This window comes from Variovorax sp. R-27 (assembly GCF_049913215.1).
In the GTDB taxonomy this organism is placed as follows: domain Bacteria; phylum Pseudomonadota; class Gammaproteobacteria; order Burkholderiales; family Burkholderiaceae_C; genus Variovorax.
The window spans coordinates 6,901,214-6,918,521 of the sequence record NZ_CP183984.1; the positions used below are offsets into that span (position 1 = coordinate 6,901,214).

The window sequence follows — 17,308 nt, forward strand, 5'->3', positions numbered from 1 at the left end:
CGCGGCGTCAGAGCCGGATGCCCCAGCCGAACGGGTCTTCGTCGTCGATCAGCAGCGTGGCTTCCGCGCTGATGTGCGCGCGGCCACGCAGCGTGGGAATGACCTTGTCGCCGTCCATCGCGTAGCTGGCCTCGAAGACGCTGCCGATCACGCTGGCCTGCTTCCACACCTCGCCGGGCGCAAGCTTGCCGTCGGCCGCGAGGCAGGCGATCTTGGCGCTGGTGCCGGTGCCGCAGGGCGAGCGGTCGTAGGCGTTGCCGGGGCACAGCACGAAGTTGCGGCTGTCGGCGCCTTCATCGTCCGCGGCGAAGAGTTCGATGTGGTCGATCTCCGCGCCGTCCGCGCCCGTGATGCCCTGGGCCGAGAGTGCCTTGCGCAATGCCGCGGTGTAGTCGGTCAGCGCCGCGAGGTTGTCGCTCGCCACGCGCTGGCCGTGTTCGCTCACCAGGAAGAACCAGTTGCCGCCCCAGGCCACATCCCCGCGCACGGTGCCATGGCCCGGCAGCTCCACTGCCACCTGGTGCAGATGCCGGTACGCGGGCACGTTGCGCACACTCACCGAGCCGTCTTCGTGCAGCGTGGTCGTGACGGTGCCCACGGGCGTTTCGATGCGGTGCTCGCCCACGCCGATGCGCCCCATGTGCGCGAGGCTTGCGACCAGCCCGATGGTGCCGTGGCCACACATGCCGAGGTAGCCGGCGTTGTTGAAGAAGACCACGCCGGCAGCCGCATCCGGCGACACCGGCTCGCACAGCAGCGCGCCCACCACCACGTCGCTGCCGCGCGGCTCCAGCACGGCGGCCGCGCGCCATTTGTCGTGCTGGTGGGCCAGCAGCGCACGGCGCTCGGCCATGCTGCCGCCGCCCAGATCGGGGAAGCCGCCGATCACAAGGCGCGTGGGCTCGCCGCCCGTGTGCGAGTCGATGACCTGGATGCGTTGCATGTGGCGTCGTCCGTTCGTTCGTTCAGTAGCTGGCGATGGGCACCGGGGCCGCGTTCTTGAACGTGAACACGGTGATGGGCGCCTGCTTCATGTTGCCCTTGTCGTCGTAGGCATAGGTTGCTGCCACGCCCTTGTACGTTGCCTTGTAGAGTTCCGCGCCCACCTTGTCTGGGTCGATGGAATTGGCCTTCTTCATCGACTCGCCGATGAACAGCACCTGGTCGTAGTACGAAGCTGCGTAGGCATCAGGGTCGGCGTTGAAGCGCTTCTTGAATTTTTCCTTGAACGCCGGGCCGCTCTGCGCCTTCTCGAGGATGGAGCCGCCTTGCGCGCAGAACACCAGGTCGTTGACCGCATCGCCGCCGAGCTTGCCGGTAGCGGGGCTGCACACGGTGTCGCCTCCCAGCAGCTTGCCGGGCACGGCCAGCTGCTTCATCTGACGTGCCATGGGCGCGGCCTGCGGCGCATAGCCGCCGAAGAAGATGGCCTCTGGCGCCTTGGCCTTCATGTTGGTCAGGATGGCGGTGAAGTCCACGGCCTTGTCGGTGGTGAACTCCTGGCCGACCACGGTCAGGCCCTGCTTCTTGGCTTCCTTGGTGAACTCTTCGGCGAGGCCCTGGCCGAAGGCGGTGCGGTCGTCGATCACGCCGACCTTCGTCACCTTCAGCACCTTGGCCGCATACACGGCCATGCTGGAGCCGATCTGGTTGTCGCTCGCGATGATGCGGTAGAGGTTCTTGTAGCCGCCCTGCGTCACCTTCGGGTTGGTGCCCACGGTCGAGACCATGGTGCCGCCTTCGCTGTAGATGCGCGAAGCCGGGATGGCCACGCCCGAGCAGTACGGGCCCATGACGTACTTGACGCCGTCGTCCACGAACTTCTGCGCGACGCTCACGCCGGTCTTGGCGTCGCACTGGTCGTCTTCCGACACCATCTCGAACTTCAGCGTCTTGCCGCCGACGACGAGCTTCTTCGCGTTGAGCTCCTCGACGGCGAGGCGCACGCCGTTTTCATTGTCCTTGCCCGCGAAGGCATTGGGGCCCGACAGCGGGCCGCTGTGACCGATCTTGACCACCTGCTCCTGTGCGTACGCCTGGCCTGCAAGGGCGAGGGCCACGAGGCTTAGAAACGGAACCATGCCTGCTTTTGTCTTCATGCTTCTTCCTAGGTTGGGGACGATGAAAAGGACGTTCGTTGTGTGCGATTACATGACCGACTGGTACTGAGTGGGCCGCGTCGCGAGCGCCTTCTTGACGATCGCTTCGATGAAGGCGCGCTCCTCGCCGATGAGCGGCAGGCGCGGACGGCGCATGTGCTCGCTGCCCACGCCCACCAGCACGTCGATGAGCTTGAGGTTCTGCACCAGCTTGGTCGACACGTCGAGATGCAGCATCGGCGTCATCCACTGGTAGAGCTTGAGCGCTTCGGAAAACTTGCCGGCCTTCATCAGGTCGTACAGCGCCACGGTCTCGCGCGGGAAGGCACAGCCCACGCCGGCCAGCAGGCCGTCGCAGCCGAGCGCCAGGCCTTCGTAGGCGAGGTCGTCCACGCCCAGGAACAGCTGGTAGCGGTCGCCCACGGTGTTGCGCAGGTCGGTGATGCGGCGGATGTCGTCGGTGCTTTCCTTGATGGCCGCGATCCATTCGCAGTCGGCCAGCTCGACCATGTGCTCGGGCTTCAGGTCGACGCGGTAGGCCACCGGGTTGTTGTAGACCATGATGGGTTTTTGCGCCGCGTTGGCGATGGTGCGCACATTGAGCATCGCCTCGCGCGCGTCGGCCACGTAGATCACCGAGGGCATCACCATGAAGCCGGCCACGCCGAGCTTGTTGGCGCCGTCCACGTAGCGCAGCGCTTCGCGCGTGCTGGTTTCGGACACGTTGGCCAGCACCGGGATGCGGCCGTCGGCAGCTTCGAGCGCGATCTTCGCGACCTGCAGCTTTTCTTCCAGCGTCAGCGTGCTGGCTTCGCCAAGCGAGCCGCAGGTGACGAGGCCGTGGATGCCGTTGCGGATCTGGAAGTCGATGTGACGGGCCGTGCCCTCGGCATCGATGCTCTCGTCGGCGTGGAACTTGGTGGTGACGGCGGGGAAGATGCCTTGCCAGCGGGGATTGCTCACTTGATCGCTCCTTGTGGATGTGCGGTGGTGTGGAAGCGTCGCACTTTAAATATATTAAGGATATATGGTCAAGATATCTTTCGGGCATGCGCTCTTCCGCGCCCGGTTTTTCTGTGATATCCGGGAGCGGGTAGGTCGCGCTACTTGCGGCCGTCCGCGGGGCGCAGCAGGCCCCGCTTGAGCGTCACCGGCTTGCCGATGGGCGGCGCGGTCTTCGTCTCGACGGTGCGCAGCGTGCCGTTGTCCATGCGCACGCCCACCTCGTAGACCGTGACCGTGCGCACGTGCTTCTCGATCTCGTTGCCCGCGAAGCCGCCGCCCACCGCGCCGAGCACCGTGGTCGCGACGCGCCCATTGCCATGGCCGAACTGGTTGCCGACGAGGCCACCCACCACGCCGCCGGCCACGGCCCCCACGCCCGAGGTGTTCTGGATGCGCTTCTGAACCGGGCGAACCGATTCGACATGGCCGCAGACCGCGCAAGGTGGCGGGGCGGGAGGCGCGGCAGCGACCTGTGGTGCATTCATCACGCCTGGCGCAGGTCCGGGCTCGATAGCCGGGGCTGGCATGGGAGCGGGCATCGGCGCAGCCGCCCTCGCTTGTGGCGCCGGGCCTGCCGCCGTGGGCGGCACTGCGGGCGCTGGCGGCATGGCTTCAGGCTTGAAATCGTCCGGTGCGGCGGGTGATGCTGCGGCAACGACTGGCGGCGGAACACTCGCACTCGCGACCGGCTCCTGCCGGTGAAGCAACACGCCGCCAAGCGCCACCACGGCCACGCTCAATGCGCCGATCACGGCCCACAGCGCCTTGGGCGACTTGCCCGCCGGCTGGCCCGGAGGCGGGTTGAATGGCGACGTCGGATCCATGAAAAGCCCCTTTTACGGTCCGAAGCGGAATGCCCCGAAACCCATCAGGAAGCATGAACGCGGGCGGCGCGTTGTCAATTGACCGGCGTCCTACACAGCGATGTCGGCCACACCTGAGAGGAACCGCTCGGCCTCGCTTCGCATGCCCCGCGAGATGGACTCCCAGGTCCATGCAGGGAAATCCGACGGCAACAGGGCCTCGACCTCGCTCAGTGCGTCATCCACCGACGCCGCCATGTCCAGCATGGCGTTCCAGACGTCGATGCCACCGTTCTTCATGGCCAACCCATGCCAATGGCGAGCCTGGATGGTGTGAAAGACATAGTGCGCATTCTTGGATCGGATGGCCATGGCCAGACCCGCCTTGCGCGGCTGGAACTGATTGGGCCCGTTGCCGAAGTACGGCCACATCGAAATGATGTCGTAGAGCGGCGTCATCTCGTAGGCGTCGCCGCGCAGGAGGTGAATCGAGAAGTTCTTGGCATGGCCATCGGTGGCGGCGAGCAGAAAGAAGGCCAATTGCGCGAGCAGGAACCGGGCGCCGTCATCCACGCTCCCGCTGCCTTGCAGAAGCTGCAGGCACTTGCTCATGCCGGGGCCACCGTGCTGCTCGTACTTCCTGTCGGACGGCAGGCCCATGGCCTGGCAAAAGTCTTCCTGCGGCAGGCGCGCGATCCAGGCGCCACCGTCCATCCACTCGCGGTCGAACCGCTCCACGACCAGGACCGTCTGCCCGCCGAAAGTGGCCATGGACGTCGGTGCCACTGGCAGGCCGAGTGCCTCGACGATCTGTGCGCACAGCCATTCGTTCTGCACCGAGTCCGAGGCGTCCACGCGCTTGGAGCCGCCGATCAATCCCAGCGGCAGCTTGATGATGTGCGTGGTGGGCGTGGCGCCATGCGGCCGGCACCATTCGCCGTTCCAGAAAGTCAGGGCGGTCTTCTCCTGCGCACCGGCAAGGGAAATGCGAAACAGGTCTTCGTCGCGCATGCCTTCCGGGGTGTCTTCGGACGGAACGGCTTGCAGCAGCACGGCGATCTGCTCTTCGTTCAAGGGCTCGCAGTTCACGGCATTCCAGCCCTGCGGCGCGGCGCCTTCGGGCAGCAATTGCACGGCCCCGACACAGTCGCGGCCGATGGCTTCGAGCAGGTCGAAAGTCTTGGCGTCCTTGAGCTTGAAGCGATTGCGCAGACGCGCGCGAACCCTGTCGTTGTCGGGCAGCAGATTGTCGAAGTAGTTGCGGACCACCTCGCCGCGGACTTCGAGCGTGCCGGTGAGCGGAATCGACAACGACAGCGAGCGCCGCCGGGGCGATTCGAGCCATCGTGGGTCGTACCGGAAGGTGTGGACGCCGTGGTCGACGGACCAGGTGCCAACGGGCTCCCCGTTCATCCACGCGCCGAGCGCTTGCGTCACCATGACTCCTTCTTCGGCCGGACGACGAAGCTCCGGCGAGACGTCGGCTTGATGTCCTTGCCGGGATTCAGCGCCTGAAGCGCGCGAAGCGATGCGCCTGGAGCGCTCGATTGCCCGGAAGGCAGGCGGACCAGCACCGATTGATCGCTCATCCTCTTGGCGATCCATCCCTCCGGAAGGTTCACGGCATCGTCCGGCAGCGAGTCGCGCTCCCCGGGATGCTGCTGCGCGGCGTCCGCGATGGGACTTGGGGACGTCCCGTCCTGCAGGGAAAAGGATGCCCCCAACGCCGCCATCAACTTCATCAGTTGCTCGAAGCTGACCGCCCCGGGATTCGCTTCGATCTCCGCGATCCGGGCCTGGCTGACACCGACCAGCGCGCCTGCCTGCGCCTGCGTCAGGCCGCGCTTCTTCCGCAGTGCCTTGAGATGCGGCCGCAGCTGGTCGACGAAGCGAAGGGGATAGTCCATCGCCGACCAGAATATCGGCTATAGCTTATTTTGTCAAAATATCAGCTTTGGGGTATTTTTATAAGTTACAAGCCCTGTCTTGTTTTTCTCCGAAACAAGGCCTGGCCGTTATTCGATCACCGCCTCAGTCGATCTTCGCCCCGGAAGCCTTCACCACAACCCCCATCGCATCCCAATCCGAACGCAGCAGCTTCTGGAATTCCTCCGCATTCTGGCTGCGCGGCTCCACACCCAGCCGCTTGAAGCGTTCCTGGATCGCCGGGTCGGCCAGCACCTTGTTGGCCGCGGCGTTCAGGCGCTCGACCTCTGCCTTGGGCGTAGCGGCCGGCGCGAGCAGACCGATCCACGAATCGAAGGCGTAGCCCGGCAGCCCGCTTTCAGCCACGGTCGGCAGCTTCGGCAGGAAGGGGCTGCGCGACTGGCCTGTGGAAGCCAGCAGCTTCATGCGCGCGTCGTCCTGGAAGCCGATCACGCCGATGCTCGACGAGATCACCGCCTGCACGCGGCCCGCGAGCACCTCGTTGACGGCCTCGCCGGTCGACTTGGTCGGGATGTGCGTCATCTGCAGCCCCGCCTTCGCGAGAAACGATGCCATCGCGAGGTGCGTGGCGCTACCGTTGCCCGCCGAGGCGTAGTTGTACTTGCCGGGGTTGGCCTTGACCTCCTTGATGAAGTCGGCCGTGCTCGACACATTCATGCCGCTCGCCACCGCCAGAACATAGCCCGCGTTGCCGACGTTGGCCACGCCGACGAAATCCTTCAGCGGGTCGTAGCTCAGCTTGTTGTAGAGAAAGCCCGCGATGTTGTGGCTCGCGGCCGCCAGGATCAGCGTGTTGCCGTCGGCCGGCGCGCGCGCCACCAGGGCCGCGCCCACGGTGCCACCCGCGCCCGCGCGGTTCTCGACGATGGCGCTGGCATTCAGCGCCGCGCCCAGTTCGTTGTTGAAGGCGCGCGCCACCGTGTCCTGCACCGCGCCGGTGGCGAAGGGCACGACGATGTGGATCACGCGCTGTTGCGCATGCACCGGTGCAACGGCACAGAGCACCGCCGCGGCTGCAAGCGCGGTCAATGAACGTCGGGTGAGCGGGGTGGAGGTCATCTGGGTGGCCACTTCTTTCTTCGTCATCGTCGACAGTGAAAAATTCAAACGCCCGACGGCAGCCAGCGCTGCACCAGCTTCACGAAGTAGCTGGCACCGATCGGGATGATCTCGTCGTTGAAGTCGAACGAGGTGTTGTGGATGATGCAAGGGCCGGGCCCGTGGCCGTCCAGCCGGTGATCGCCGTCCCCATTGCCCAGGAAGGCATAGCAGCCGGGCCGTGCGAGCAGCATGTGCGCGAAGTCTTCAGCGCCCATCACGGCGGGGAAGTTGTCGGTCACCATGTCGTCGCCCACCACCTCGCGCATCACGCCGGCGGCAAAACGCGCCTCGGCCGGGTGGTTCACGGTCGGCGGCGACGAGCGGTTGAAATACACCTCGGCCGTGCAGCCATGCGCCGCCGCCACGCCCGCGGCCACTTCGCGCAGGCGGGCCTCGATCTTGTCGATGGCCTCGATGGAGAAGGTGCGGATGGTGCCGCCCACCGTCGCCACGTCGGGAATCACGTTCGGCGCATCGGAGCCCTGCAACTGCGTGACCGCAAGCAGCGCACGCTCGGTGCTCGGAATGGTGCGCGCCACGATGGTCTGCAGCTGCTGCGCGAGCGTGACCACCGCCGCCACCGGGTCGATGCCCGTGTGCGGCATCGAGGCGTGCGTGCCGCGCCCATGCACGGTGATCTTGTACGTGTTGCTCGACGCCATCAGCGCGCCTTCGTTGAGCGCGAAGCGGCCCACGTCGCCCACCGGAAAGTTGTGCAGCCCGAAGACCGCGTCGCACGGAAAGCGCTCGAACAAGCCCTCGTCGATCATCTTCTTGGCACCCGCCTTGCCCATCTCCTCGGCGGGCTGGAAGATGAAATGCACCGTGCCGTCGAAGTCGCCGGGGCCCTGCTGCGACAGGTGCCACGCGGCGGCCAGCAGCATCGTGGTGTGGCCGTCGTGGCCGCAGGCGTGCATGCGGCCGGGGTTGGTCGACTTGTGGGCGAACTCGTTGGCTTCGTGCAATGGCAGCGCGTCCATGTCGGCGCGCAGGCCGATGGTGCGCGAGCCCGTGCCCTTGCGCAGCACGCCGACGAGTCCCGTGCCGGCGATGCCTCGGTGCACCTCGATGCCCCATCCGGTCAGCAGGTTCGCGACCTTCTCGGAAGTGCGGTGCTCTTCGAAACCGAGTTCGGGGTGGGCGTGGATGTCGCGTCGGATCTCGACGAAACGGGCGGCGTTGGCGAGGAAGGAATCGGCGATGTTCATGGCGGCAAGGGCACTGTCGTGGGAGGCGGACGATTCTGGCGCAAGGCGGCGTTTGCCGCCATGGCAGCGGGTCAAAGCCCGGCCAGCACTTCGTCCAGCGTGTCGATCAGCAGATCGGCATTGGCTTCGGAGAACACCAGCGGTGGGCGGATCTTCAGCGTGTTGGCGTGCTCTCCGGTGGCGCTCAGCAGCACCTGCCGCTCCCGCAGGCCGTTGACGACGCGCACGGTCTCGGCTGTGGCAGGCGTGCGCGCGCGACGGACCGTCACGAGCTCCAGGCCCACGAACAGGCCCGCGCCGCGCACGTCGCCGATCAACTCGTGGCGCTCGGCAAGCTTCGAGAGCCCCGAGCGCAGATGGCGGCCGACGCGCTGCGCATTGGCCATCAGGCCTTCGCGCTCGATCACGTCGAGCACGGCCATGCCGGCGGCCATCGACACCGGATTGCCGCCGAAGGTGTTGAAGTAGCGGCACTCGCGGCCGAACGCGGCCAGCACCTCGGGGCGCACCGCCAGTCCGGCCAGCGGGTGGCCGTTGCCCAGCGGCTTGCCCATGGTCACGATGTCGGGCACCAGGCCCTCATGGCGCATGAAGCCCCAGAAGGCGTCGCCGGTGCGGCCCAGGCCCGGCTGCACTTCGTCGGCAATGAAGATGCCGCCGGCCTCGCGGATCGCGGCCACTGCTTCAGAGAGAAAGCCCGCCGGGTCGGTGAAGATGCCGTCGCTCGAGAACACCGTGTCGACCATCAACGCGGCAGGCCGAATGCCATGAGCCTGCAGGTCGGCAATCGCTGCACGCACACCGGCCGCAAACGCCGTGCCTAGCTCCCTGGCCGGCACGCGATAGCTGTCCGGCGCCGGCACGGTGCGCACCGCACGGCCGAGTTGCACGAAGCGCCCGAGCGAGGGAGAGGCCTGCGCGATCGACTCGGTCACGCCGTGGTACGCGAAGCGCGTGACGATCAGCCCTTCTGCCTTGGTGTGGGCCTTGGCGATGCGCATCGCGAGGTCGTTGGCCTCGCTGCCGGTGCAGGTGAACATCGCATGGCCGAGTTCGCGCGGCATGGTGGCGAGCAAGCGCTCGGCATAGTCGAGCACGCCCTCGTGCAGGTAGCGCGTGTGGGTGTTGAGCACGCCGGCCTGCCGCGCGATGGCCTCCACCACGTGCGGATGGCAATGCCCCACCGACGCGACGTTGTTGTACGCATCGAGATAGCGCTTGCCGTCGGCGTCGTCGAGCCACACGCCCTCGCCGCGCACCGGGTGCAGCGGTGCTTCGTAGAACAGGCGGTAGGCCGGGCCGAGCAGCCGCGCGCGGCGCTCCAGGAGCGATTCTTCAGGCATTTGCGTTGCTCTCGTTCATGCCGCAGACGCGCCGGAATGCGGCGCTCGCGACGTCGTTGCCGATGCGGTCGCAAGCCTGCAGGCGGGCCCACGAAAGCGCGTTGTTGCGCAGCAGGTAGGCCGCGTTGTCGGGGTGGCGCGCGGCGCGCCAGCCGCTGATGGCCACCACCATCACGAGCCGCGCGGTGATCAGCGTGAACAACACGTCGACCTCCTCGCGCGTCAGCGGCAGCACGGCGTGGTACGCGGCGATGAAGGGCACGATGCCGGCCAGCGCATCGCCCGCCGGATCGAGCTGGTAGGCCGCGGCCACTGCGAGGTCGTCGATCAGCGGCGCGCGCACCATGTCGCCGAAATCGAGGATGCCGGCAATGCGGTCGGTGTCGGCGGGGTCGACCAGCACGTTGTAGATGTTGAAGTCGTTGTGAATGGGCTGCGTGCGCAGGCCCGCCAACACGGGCTTCGCATCGCGCTCGAAGCGATCGAGCGAGCGCCCGGCCAGCGCGCGCCGCTGCGGATCGCCGATGTGCGCGAGCAGGCCGCGCACGCTGTCGGCACGCTGGATGTCCCAGGGCAGCGCGAGCGCGCCGGCCGGATGGTCGAAGTCCCGCAGCGCGAGGTCGAGCCGGGCCAGCGTGCGCGCCAGGTTCAGTTGCTGCGCGGCTGTGCGCGGCGCTTCGGGCAAGGGCAGGCCCGGCAGATAGCTGAAGAGCCGTGCCACGCGCGGCAGGCCGTCGCCCGGATCGCACAGCAGCGAAGGCTGGCCGTCGCGCGTGAGCACGATGCGCTGCACCGGCAGCCCCGCGTCGGCAGCCGCGATGTGCAGCAGCGCCTGGGTCTGGAAGTCCGCCACCAGCGGTGTTTCGCTCGGGTGGGAGATCTTCAGCATGAAGCGCTCGCCGGTCAGCGCCGATTCGAGACGGTAGTTGCGGTCGCGCTCGCCGGTCAGGGGCCGCATCTCGCCCTCGATGCCGTAATGGCGCAGCGCGAACGCGCGCACCCATTCGGCGCCGAGTTCGGGCGAGCCTTCGCTCAGGACTTCCGCATCGTCGAACCCGTCCGCTGCCGTCATGCGGCGCCCGCGAAGCCGCGCAGCGCGCTGGCGAGGTTGGGGCCCAGGTCGTCGGAGAGGTAGCCACCCTCCTGCACCAGCACAGTCGGCAAGCCGAGGCGCGCGATCTCGGCGAGCAGCTGCGCGAAGCCCGGCGTGGTGATCTTCATGCCCTTGTAGGGATCGCGCTCGTGCGTGTCCAGGCCCAGCGCCACCACCAGCGCGCCGGGCGCGAAGGCGCGAATGCTCTCGCAGGCATCGCGCAACGCAGGCAGGTAGCCATCGATGTCGGTGCCCAACGCTAGCGGCTTGTTGATGTTGTAGCCCAGGCCCGCGCCTTCGCCGCGCTCATGCGCGTAGCCGGTGAAGAAGGGCGTGAAGTTGCGTGGATCGCCGTGCAGCGAGATCGTCAGCACGTCGGCGCGGCGGTAGAAGATGCCCTGCGTGCCGTTGCCGTGGTGCACGTCGATGTCGAGGATCGCCACGCGCTCGTGCGCCGCGCGCAGCTGCTGCGCGGCGATGGCGGTGTTGTTCAGGTAGCAGAAGCCATTGGCACGGTCTGCATACGCGTGATGGCCCGGCGGGCGGCACAGCGCATAGGCCGCGCGCTCGCCCTGCAGCACCAGCTGTGCCGCATGCGTGGCCACGTGGGCCGAGCCCACGGCCGCTGCCCAGGTGTGCGGGCCGATGGAGCAGGCGTTGTCGCCCATGTGGTAGCCGGCCTGCCCGACCACGCTCTCCGGGTAGGTGCAGGGCTCTCCCGGAAAGGGATGGATGTTGGGCATGACCTCGTCGGAGGGGTCGTCCAGCAGGCGCCAGCGTGCATAGGCCGTCTCGAGGAACCGCAGGTACTCGGGCGTGTGGATCGCGGCGCGCGGGCCGGCGCCGAAGTCTTCGCCCGCGATGACCTCGTGGCCGTCATGCTCGACCGCCGACAGCAGGCGGAAGGCGCGCTCGGGCTGCTCGTTGCTGCGCTTCAGGCGGCCACGCACCATGAAGAGCTGCGGGTCGTGGTCCTTGTGGGCGTCGCTGTAGACGATCTTCATCGCGCGGGTCCTTGCGTTGGAGTCGGGGTAGATGGAGAAACCGTGCCGTGCTGCTTCACGAACAGCGCGCGCACCTGCTGCCAGGCGTCGTCGAGGTGCTCGCGCATGGCCAGGCGCGAGGCATCGACGTCGCGGCTCATCAGCGCATCGACGATCGGGTAGTGCGTGTTGGCCATGGTCTCGGGGTCGTGGTAGACCGCGTCGATCAGCGCGATGATCATCTGCATCTCGGTCTGCGTGTTCGAGAAGATGCGGTGCAGGTGCGCGTTGCCCGAGAGCTCGCAGATCAGCGTGTGAAAGGCCAGGTCGGTCGCGATGCGCACGTGCTGCGGCTGCGTGGGCGCCTCGCGCACCATGCCGTCGACCAGCGTGCGCAGGCGCTGCAGCCCCGCGTCGTCGGCCTTGCGGCAGGCCAGCTCGACCGAGGTCATCTCCAGGCTCAGGCGCACTTCAAACAGGTCGTCGATCTCCTGGACGCTGATGGTGCGCACCGCGAAGCCGTGGCGCGGCCGCGCGACCAGCACGCCCTGCCGTTCGAGCCGGCGCGCGGCCTCGCGCACCGGGGCGCGGCTCACGCCCATGCGGCGCGCGATCTCGGCCTCGACGATGCGGCTGCCGGGCGCCAGGCGCCCCTCGACGATCGCGCGCGTCAGCTGCGCTTCGACCAGCCCGACGAGGTCTTGCGCCTCGACGGACTCGAAGCCGGCGCTGTCGGCAGTGGAAGAAGAAAAAGCCATGGTGTTTGTCTCGTCATGTGAGAGGGATCGGGTTCTTATTCTTGATCGGCCGCCGCGCCAGGTACACGCCCGCCGCCATGATCAGCGCAATGCCCGCCATCGCCAGCGCATCGGGCGGCCTGTGGAACCAGAAGGTGCTGAAGGCCACCGCCAGCAGCAGCTGAAAGTAGTTGAGCGGCGCCAGCGTCGCGGCCTCGACGCGCTCGAAGGCGGCCAGCAGCAGCCATTGCGCGAGCCCGCTGCACGCGCCGCCCGCAAGCAACAGCAACACGGCGCCGGCGGCAGGCCGCTCGGCCGGCAGGAAGAAGGGCGCCGGCACGGCCGTGACCACAAGGCACACGAGCGCCGTGTAGGCGTACTGCACCGGGCTTTCAACGAGCCCCGCGAGGCGGCGCGTGAGCAGCTGGAAGATCGCATAGCAGACGGCCGACACCGCCATCAGCACCGTGCCCACCCAGGGCAGGTTGCCGCCGGGCCGCACGATCAGCAGCATGCCCGCGAAGCCCACGCTCACCGCCACCCAGCGGCTGCGCTGCACCTGTTCGCCGACCAGCCAGGGCGACAGCGCCACCATGAGCAGCGGCGCGGTGAAGTAGATTGCGGTGGCCTCTGCCAGCGGCATCCAGATCAGCGCCGTCATGAAGCAGGTGGCCACCGTCGCGAGCATCGTGCCGCGCAACAGCAGCAGCTTTTTCTGCGGCGCGCGCCAGATGCGCAGGTCGCCGTGGCGCAGCAGCATGGCAAAGGCGATGCAGATCACCGACAGGTAGCGCATCAGGTTGATGAACGGCGCCGGGTAGAACTGCAGCATGTGCTTGCAGAAGGCGTCGTAGCTCGCAAAGGCCATCAGCGCGCAGAAGAACAGCGCAACGCCGGTGCTCCTGGAGCCCGGCGGTCGCAACAGCACTGCGGCGTTCGCTGTGTTCACGCCAGCGAAGCCTCGAAGCGGGCCATCGCGCGGTCGAAGCGTTCGAACATCTCGTCGACCTGCGCGGGCGTGATGATCAGCGGCGGGCAGAAGGCAACGGCATCGCCCATGGCGCGCACGATCAGGCCTTCCTGCAATGCAAGCTCGGCCAGCCGCGCGCCGGCCTTCATCGCCGGATCGAACGGCGTGCGAGTGGCCGGCTCAGCTGCGAGTTCGATCGCGCCGATCAGCCCCACGCCGCGCACCTCGCCCACATGCGGATGGCCGGCGTAGCGGCGCAGGCCAGCCTGGAACTGTGGCGCCAGCGACTGCACATGCGCGAGCACCTTTTCCTCTTCGTAGATGCGCAGTGTTTCGAGCGCCACGGCTGCGGTCACCGGATGGCCCGAGTAGGTGAAGCCGTGGCCGAAGGTACCGATCTTTCCGCTGTTGGCGGCCACGGCCGCATGCACCTGCTCGGACACCATGACGGCCGAGATCGGCACATAGCCCGACGACAGGGCCTTGGCTGCGGTGAGGATGTCGGGCCGCAGGCCGAAGGTGGTGGAGCCGAACATCTCGCCGGTGCGGCAGAAGCCGCAGATCACCTCGTCGGCGATCAGCAGCACCTCGTACTTGCGCAGCACGGCCTGCACCTTCTCGAAGTAGGTGGCCGGCGGCACCAGCACGCCGCCCGCGCCCATCACAGGCTCGGCGATGAAGGCGCCCACGGTGTCGGGCCCTTCAGCCAGGATGCGCTGCTCCAGCGCATCGGCCAGCCGCGTGGCGAAGGCTTCTTCGGTTTCGCCGGGCTCGGCATAGCGGTAGTGGTGCGGGCAGTCGACGTGCAGGATGCGGTCGATCGGCAGGTCGAAGTCGCGGTGGTTGGGAACAAGCCCGCTCAGGCTGGCCGCCGCCACGGTGACGCCGTGGTACGCATTGCGGCGCGCGATGATCTTCTTCTTGGCCGGCTTGCCGATGGCGTTGTGGTAGTACCAGACCAGCTTGACGGCCGTGTCGTTCGCCTCCGAACCCGAGTTGGCGAAGAACACCTTGGACATCGGCACCGGCGCCATCGCAATCAGCTTCTCGGCCAGCGCGATGGCGGCGGCGTTCGAGCGGTGGTTGAAGGTGTGATAGCAGGGCAGCGTGTGCAGCGCCTCGCTGCCGGCCTTGGCCAGGCGCGCGTTGCTGAAGCCCAGCGAGACGCACCACAGGCCCGACATGGCCTCCAGGTAGCGGCGGCCCTGGTCGTCCTGCACGTAGATGCCGTCGCCGCGCTCGATCACGAGCGGATCGACCTGCGGATGCGCCGCGAGATTGGTGAAGGGGTGCAGATGGGCCGCGATGTCGTTCGCCGCGCGCTCGGCGTGTGCCGATTGCAGGGCGGCGTTGGGAATCGATGCGTTCATGGGGCCTGCTCCGTTTTTCTTGCTTGAATTGCGATAGAGAAGAAAACCTCGCGGCTCAGTAGCCCCGGTCGAGGTCGACGGCCGTGTGGGGCCGCTCGCCGCGCTGCACGAGCGCGAGGTTGTGAAGTGTCTGCCGCGCGATCACAGAGGTGTCGGTGCGGGTGGCGATGTGCGGCGTGACCAGGATGCGCGGGTCGCCCCAGAAGGGGTGGTCGGCCGGCAGCGGCTCCTGTGTGAAGGCGTCGAGCGTGGCGGCAGAGAGCTGGCCAAGGTCCAACGCGCGCAGCAGGTCGGCTTCGACCAGATGCGCGCCACGCCCTACGTTGACCAGGTGCGCGCCACGCGGCAGCCGCGCGAACAGGTCCGCGTCCAGAAAGCCCTGCGTCTGCGGCGTGAGCGGCAGCAGGCACACCAGCGTGTCGCAGCCCGAGAGGAATTCGTCGAGCTGCGCATCGCCGTGAAAGCCCGTGACACCGGCCGGCAGTTCGGCCTTGGCGCTGCGGCTCCAGCCGCGCACCGCATAGCCGATGGCGGCCAGCGCCTCGGCACAGGCCAGCCCCAGGGTGCCGAGCCCCGCGATCCCGACACGATGGCGCCCGGGCGGGCTCATCGGTTGCTCTTCCCACACGCGCCGGGCCGCGCTCGCAAGGTACGCGGGCATCTGCCGCTGATGCTGGATCACGGCCCAGCACACGTATGCCTTCATGCCCGTGGCCATCTCCGGATCGACGATGCGGCACAGCGGCAGCGCGCGCGGCAGCCGGGGGTCGGCCGTGATGTGGTCGACGCCCGCTGCCAGCGACTGCACCAGCTGCAGCTGCGGCAGGCTCGCAAGCAGGCCATGCGGCGGAAACCAGCAAACGGCCGCATCGATCTGGTCGAGCGGGCCGAGGTCGGACCCAAGGCGCAAATCGATGTCGGGGCAATGCTCGCGAAAAGCGGGCGCCAGGTAGTGCATGTCGAGCACATCGCTCAGTAGCGCAACGCAAGGCATCAGGCCACCTTCGCAGACATGTCGGCCTGCGGCGCGAGGCGCGGCACGGCGTCGATCAGCTTGCGTGTGTAGGCGTGCTGCGGATCGTTGAGCACCTTCTGCGTCTCGCCGTACTCCACGACTTCGCCGCGCTGCATCACCGCGATGCGGTCGCACATCTGCCCGGCCACGCGCAGGTCGTGCGTGATGAACACCATCGCGAGCTGGAACTGCGCGCGCACCTGCGCGAAGAGCTCCAGCACCTGCGCCTGCACCGACACGTCGAGCGCCGACACGGGTTCGTCGGCCACCAGCAGCTCGGGCTGCATCGCGAGCGCGCGGGCAATGCCGATGCGCTGGCGCTGCCCGCCCGAGAACTCGTGCGGATAGCGCTGCGCTGCATCGGCGCCCAGGCCCACGAGCTGCAGCAGCTCCATGGCCCGCGCCATTGCCTCGGCCTTGCTCACGCCCTGCGCGATGGGCCCGCCCGCAATGGCCGCGCCCACGCGGTGGCGCGGGTTGAGCGATGCGTACGGATCCTGGAACACCATCTGGATCTTGCCGGCCGCTGCGCTGCGGAAGTTGCGGCCCTGCGCCAGATTGCGGCCCTTGAAGATGATGCGGCCGCTGTCGAAAGGCGCGAGCCCCACCAGGCAGCGCCCCACGCTCGACTTGCCCGAGCCCGACTCACCCACGAGGCCCAGCGTTTCGCCGCGGTGCAGCTCGAAGCTGATGTCCTTTGCCGCCTGCACCGCGCGGCCGCGCTTGAACAGGCCGCCGCTCGAACGGTAGGTCTTGCACAAGTCCTGCACCTGCAGCACGCGCGTGAGGTCGTCGTGCGGCACGGTCTGCGCCTGGCCGTCGGGGATGGCGGCGATGAGCTTGCGCGTGTAGGGGTGCTGCGGCGCGCCGAGCACCTGCGCGGCCGGGCCGCTCTCGACCACGTGGCCGGTCTGCATGACCACCACGTGGTCGGCGATTTCGCTGACCACGCCGAAGTCGTGCGTGATGAAGAGCACCGCCGTGCCGCGGCGCTGCTGCAGCTCGCGTATCAGCGCGAGGATCTGCGCCTGGGTCGTGACGTCGAGCGCGGTGGTCGGCTCGTCGGCGATCAACAGCACGGGCTCCAGCACCAGCGCGCAGGCGATCATCACGCGCTGGCGCTGGCCGCCCGAGAGGCGGAAGGGGTAGGCGTCGATCAGCAGCTCCGGGTCGGGCAGGCCCACGTCGGCCAGCGCCGCGAGGATGCGGCGGCGCTTCTCGGCCGCGGGCACGCTGCCGTGCGCGTCGAACACTTCGCCGATCTGCTCGCCGATGCGCATCACCGGGTTCAGCGCGGTCATCGGCTCCTGGAACACCATGCCGATGCGGCGGCCGCGCAGCTCGCGCATCTGCGGCTCGGTGAGCTGCAGCAGGTCGTGGCCCTCGAACATGATGCGGCCGGCCACAGGCGCCACATGCGGGCGCGGCAACAGGCCCATGACGGCGTTGGCGATCATCGACTTGCCCGAGCCGGACTCGCCGACCACGCACAGCGTCTGGCCCGGCAGCACGGAGAGCGTGGCGCCCTCGACGGCCAGCGCGCGGTCGGCGCCCGAGGGCAGCGAGATGCTCAGGTCGACGATGTCGAGCACGGGGTGCAGGGGTTTCATCGGTGTCACGGTGGCGTTCATTTC

The 17,308-nt window shown here is 67.9% G+C and carries 16 protein-coding genes; all 16 read right to left on the reverse strand.

All coding sequences use genetic code 11. The features are described 5' to 3' along the window. Window positions 1-7: 7 nt before the first annotated feature. Window positions 8-943, reverse strand: a complete 936-nt coding sequence (locus ACN9MV_RS32500; RefSeq protein ID WP_426390894.1) for a 4-hydroxyproline epimerase — start codon at window positions 941-943, stop codon at window positions 8-10. A gap of 22 nt (window positions 944-965) precedes the next feature. Beyond that, the gene (locus tag ACN9MV_RS32505; RefSeq protein ID WP_093055138.1) at window positions 966-2,099 is read right to left on the reverse strand and encodes a branched-chain amino acid ABC transporter substrate-binding protein; all 1,134 of its coding nucleotides are present in this window, start codon (window positions 2,097-2,099) and stop codon (window positions 966-968) included. 48 nt (window positions 2,100-2,147) lie between these two features. Further along, complete coding sequence (locus tag ACN9MV_RS32510) at window positions 2,148-3,062, reverse strand: dihydrodipicolinate synthase family protein (protein WP_426390895.1); 915 nt, start codon at window positions 3,060-3,062, stop codon at window positions 2,148-2,150. Window positions 3,063-3,202: 140 nt separating this feature from the next. Beyond that, a complete protein-coding gene (locus ACN9MV_RS32515) occupies window positions 3,203-3,928 on the reverse strand; it encodes a glycine zipper 2TM domain-containing protein (RefSeq protein WP_093174513.1) in 726 nt (241 codons plus the stop codon). A 90-nt stretch (window positions 3,929-4,018) separates the two neighbouring features. Next, on the reverse strand, window positions 4,019-5,347 hold the full coding sequence (locus ACN9MV_RS32520; protein ID WP_426390896.1) for a type II toxin-antitoxin system HipA family toxin: 1,329 nt from the start codon (window positions 5,345-5,347) through the stop codon (window positions 4,019-4,021). Next, window positions 5,341-5,814 carry a helix-turn-helix domain-containing protein gene (locus ACN9MV_RS32525; protein ID WP_093174515.1) on the reverse strand — a complete coding sequence of 158 codons (474 nt, stop codon included), beginning with the start codon at window positions 5,812-5,814 and terminating at the stop codon, window positions 5,341-5,343. The genes ACN9MV_RS32520 and ACN9MV_RS32525 overlap by 7 nt, the downstream gene beginning before the upstream one ends. A 124-nt stretch (window positions 5,815-5,938) precedes the next feature. Continuing rightward, window positions 5,939-6,940 carry a tripartite tricarboxylate transporter substrate-binding protein gene (locus ACN9MV_RS32530; protein ID WP_426390897.1) on the reverse strand — a complete coding sequence of 334 codons (1,002 nt, stop codon included), beginning with the start codon at window positions 6,938-6,940 and terminating at the stop codon, window positions 5,939-5,941. Between the two features lie 17 nt (window positions 6,941-6,957). Continuing rightward, on the reverse strand, window positions 6,958-8,163 hold the full coding sequence (locus ACN9MV_RS32535; protein ID WP_093055126.1) for a M20 aminoacylase family protein: 1,206 nt from the start codon (window positions 8,161-8,163) through the stop codon (window positions 6,958-6,960). A 71-nt stretch (window positions 8,164-8,234) separates the two neighbouring features. Continuing rightward, complete coding sequence (locus tag ACN9MV_RS32540; RefSeq protein ID WP_426390898.1) at window positions 8,235-9,506, reverse strand: aspartate aminotransferase family protein; 1,272 nt, start codon at window positions 9,504-9,506, stop codon at window positions 8,235-8,237. Next, a complete protein-coding gene (locus ACN9MV_RS32545; protein WP_426390899.1) occupies window positions 9,499-10,578 on the reverse strand; it encodes a phosphotransferase in 1,080 nt (359 codons plus the stop codon). Before ACN9MV_RS32545 ends, ACN9MV_RS32540 begins: the two co-directional genes overlap by 8 nt. Further along, entirely contained in the window at window positions 10,575-11,603 is a 1,029-nt protein-coding gene (locus tag ACN9MV_RS32550; protein ID WP_093055120.1) for a histone deacetylase family protein, read from the reverse strand. The genes ACN9MV_RS32545 and ACN9MV_RS32550 overlap by 4 nt, the downstream gene beginning before the upstream one ends. Continuing rightward, entirely contained in the window at window positions 11,600-12,340 is a 741-nt protein-coding gene (locus ACN9MV_RS32555) for a GntR family transcriptional regulator (RefSeq protein ID WP_093076349.1), read from the reverse strand. The genes ACN9MV_RS32550 and ACN9MV_RS32555 overlap by 4 nt, the downstream gene beginning before the upstream one ends. Window positions 12,341-12,353: 13 nt before the next feature. Then, complete coding sequence (locus ACN9MV_RS32560) at window positions 12,354-13,268, reverse strand: DMT family transporter (protein WP_093174527.1); 915 nt, start codon at window positions 13,266-13,268, stop codon at window positions 12,354-12,356. Beyond that, window positions 13,265-14,659 carry an aspartate aminotransferase family protein gene (locus ACN9MV_RS32565; RefSeq protein WP_426390900.1) on the reverse strand — a complete coding sequence of 465 codons (1,395 nt, stop codon included), beginning with the start codon at window positions 14,657-14,659 and terminating at the stop codon, window positions 13,265-13,267. The genes ACN9MV_RS32560 and ACN9MV_RS32565 overlap by 4 nt, the downstream gene beginning before the upstream one ends. A gap of 55 nt (window positions 14,660-14,714) precedes the next feature. After that, complete coding sequence (locus ACN9MV_RS32570; protein WP_093076355.1) at window positions 14,715-15,653, reverse strand: 2-hydroxyacid dehydrogenase; 939 nt, start codon at window positions 15,651-15,653, stop codon at window positions 14,715-14,717. After that, window positions 15,653-17,305, reverse strand: a complete 1,653-nt coding sequence (locus tag ACN9MV_RS32575) for an ABC transporter ATP-binding protein (protein WP_093174531.1) — start codon at window positions 17,303-17,305, stop codon at window positions 15,653-15,655. Before ACN9MV_RS32575 ends, ACN9MV_RS32570 begins: the two co-directional genes overlap by 1 nt. Window positions 17,306-17,308 lie beyond the last annotated feature (3 nt).

Coding starts and splice junctions, on each gene's coding strand:
- ACN9MV_RS32550 (WP_093055120.1), bottom strand. CDS start 11,603: ATGAAGATCGTCTACAGCGACGCCCACAAGGACCACGACCCGCAGCTC.
- ACN9MV_RS32565 (WP_426390900.1), bottom strand. CDS start 14,659: ATGAACGCATCGATTCCCAACGCCGCCCTGCAATCGGCACACGCCGAG.
- ACN9MV_RS32535 (WP_093055126.1), bottom strand. CDS start 8,163: ATGAACATCGCCGATTCCTTCCTCGCCAACGCCGCCCGTTTCGTCGAG.
- ACN9MV_RS32520 (WP_426390896.1), bottom strand. CDS start 5,347: ATGGTGACGCAAGCGCTCGGCGCGTGGATGAACGGGGAGCCCGTTGGC.
- ACN9MV_RS32575 (WP_093174531.1), bottom strand. CDS start 17,305: ATGAACGCCACCGTGACACCGATGAAACCCCTGCACCCCGTGCTCGAC.
- ACN9MV_RS32545 (WP_426390899.1), bottom strand. CDS start 10,578: ATGACGGCAGCGGACGGGTTCGACGATGCGGAAGTCCTGAGCGAAGGC.
- ACN9MV_RS32515 (WP_093174513.1), bottom strand. CDS start 3,928: ATGGATCCGACGTCGCCATTCAACCCGCCTCCGGGCCAGCCGGCGGGC.
- ACN9MV_RS32570 (WP_093076355.1), bottom strand. CDS start 15,653: ATGCCTTGCGTTGCGCTACTGAGCGATGTGCTCGACATGCACTACCTG.
- ACN9MV_RS32555 (WP_093076349.1), bottom strand. CDS start 12,340: ATGGCTTTTTCTTCTTCCACTGCCGACAGCGCCGGCTTCGAGTCCGTC.
- ACN9MV_RS32505 (WP_093055138.1), bottom strand. CDS start 2,099: ATGAAGACAAAAGCAGGCATGGTTCCGTTTCTAAGCCTCGTGGCCCTC.
- ACN9MV_RS32530 (WP_426390897.1), bottom strand. CDS start 6,940: ATGACGAAGAAAGAAGTGGCCACCCAGATGACCTCCACCCCGCTCACC.
- ACN9MV_RS32500 (WP_426390894.1), bottom strand. CDS start 943: ATGCAACGCATCCAGGTCATCGACTCGCACACGGGCGGCGAGCCCACG.
- ACN9MV_RS32540 (WP_426390898.1), bottom strand. CDS start 9,506: ATGCCTGAAGAATCGCTCCTGGAGCGCCGCGCGCGGCTGCTCGGCCCG.
- ACN9MV_RS32525 (WP_093174515.1), bottom strand. CDS start 5,814: ATGGACTATCCCCTTCGCTTCGTCGACCAGCTGCGGCCGCATCTCAAG.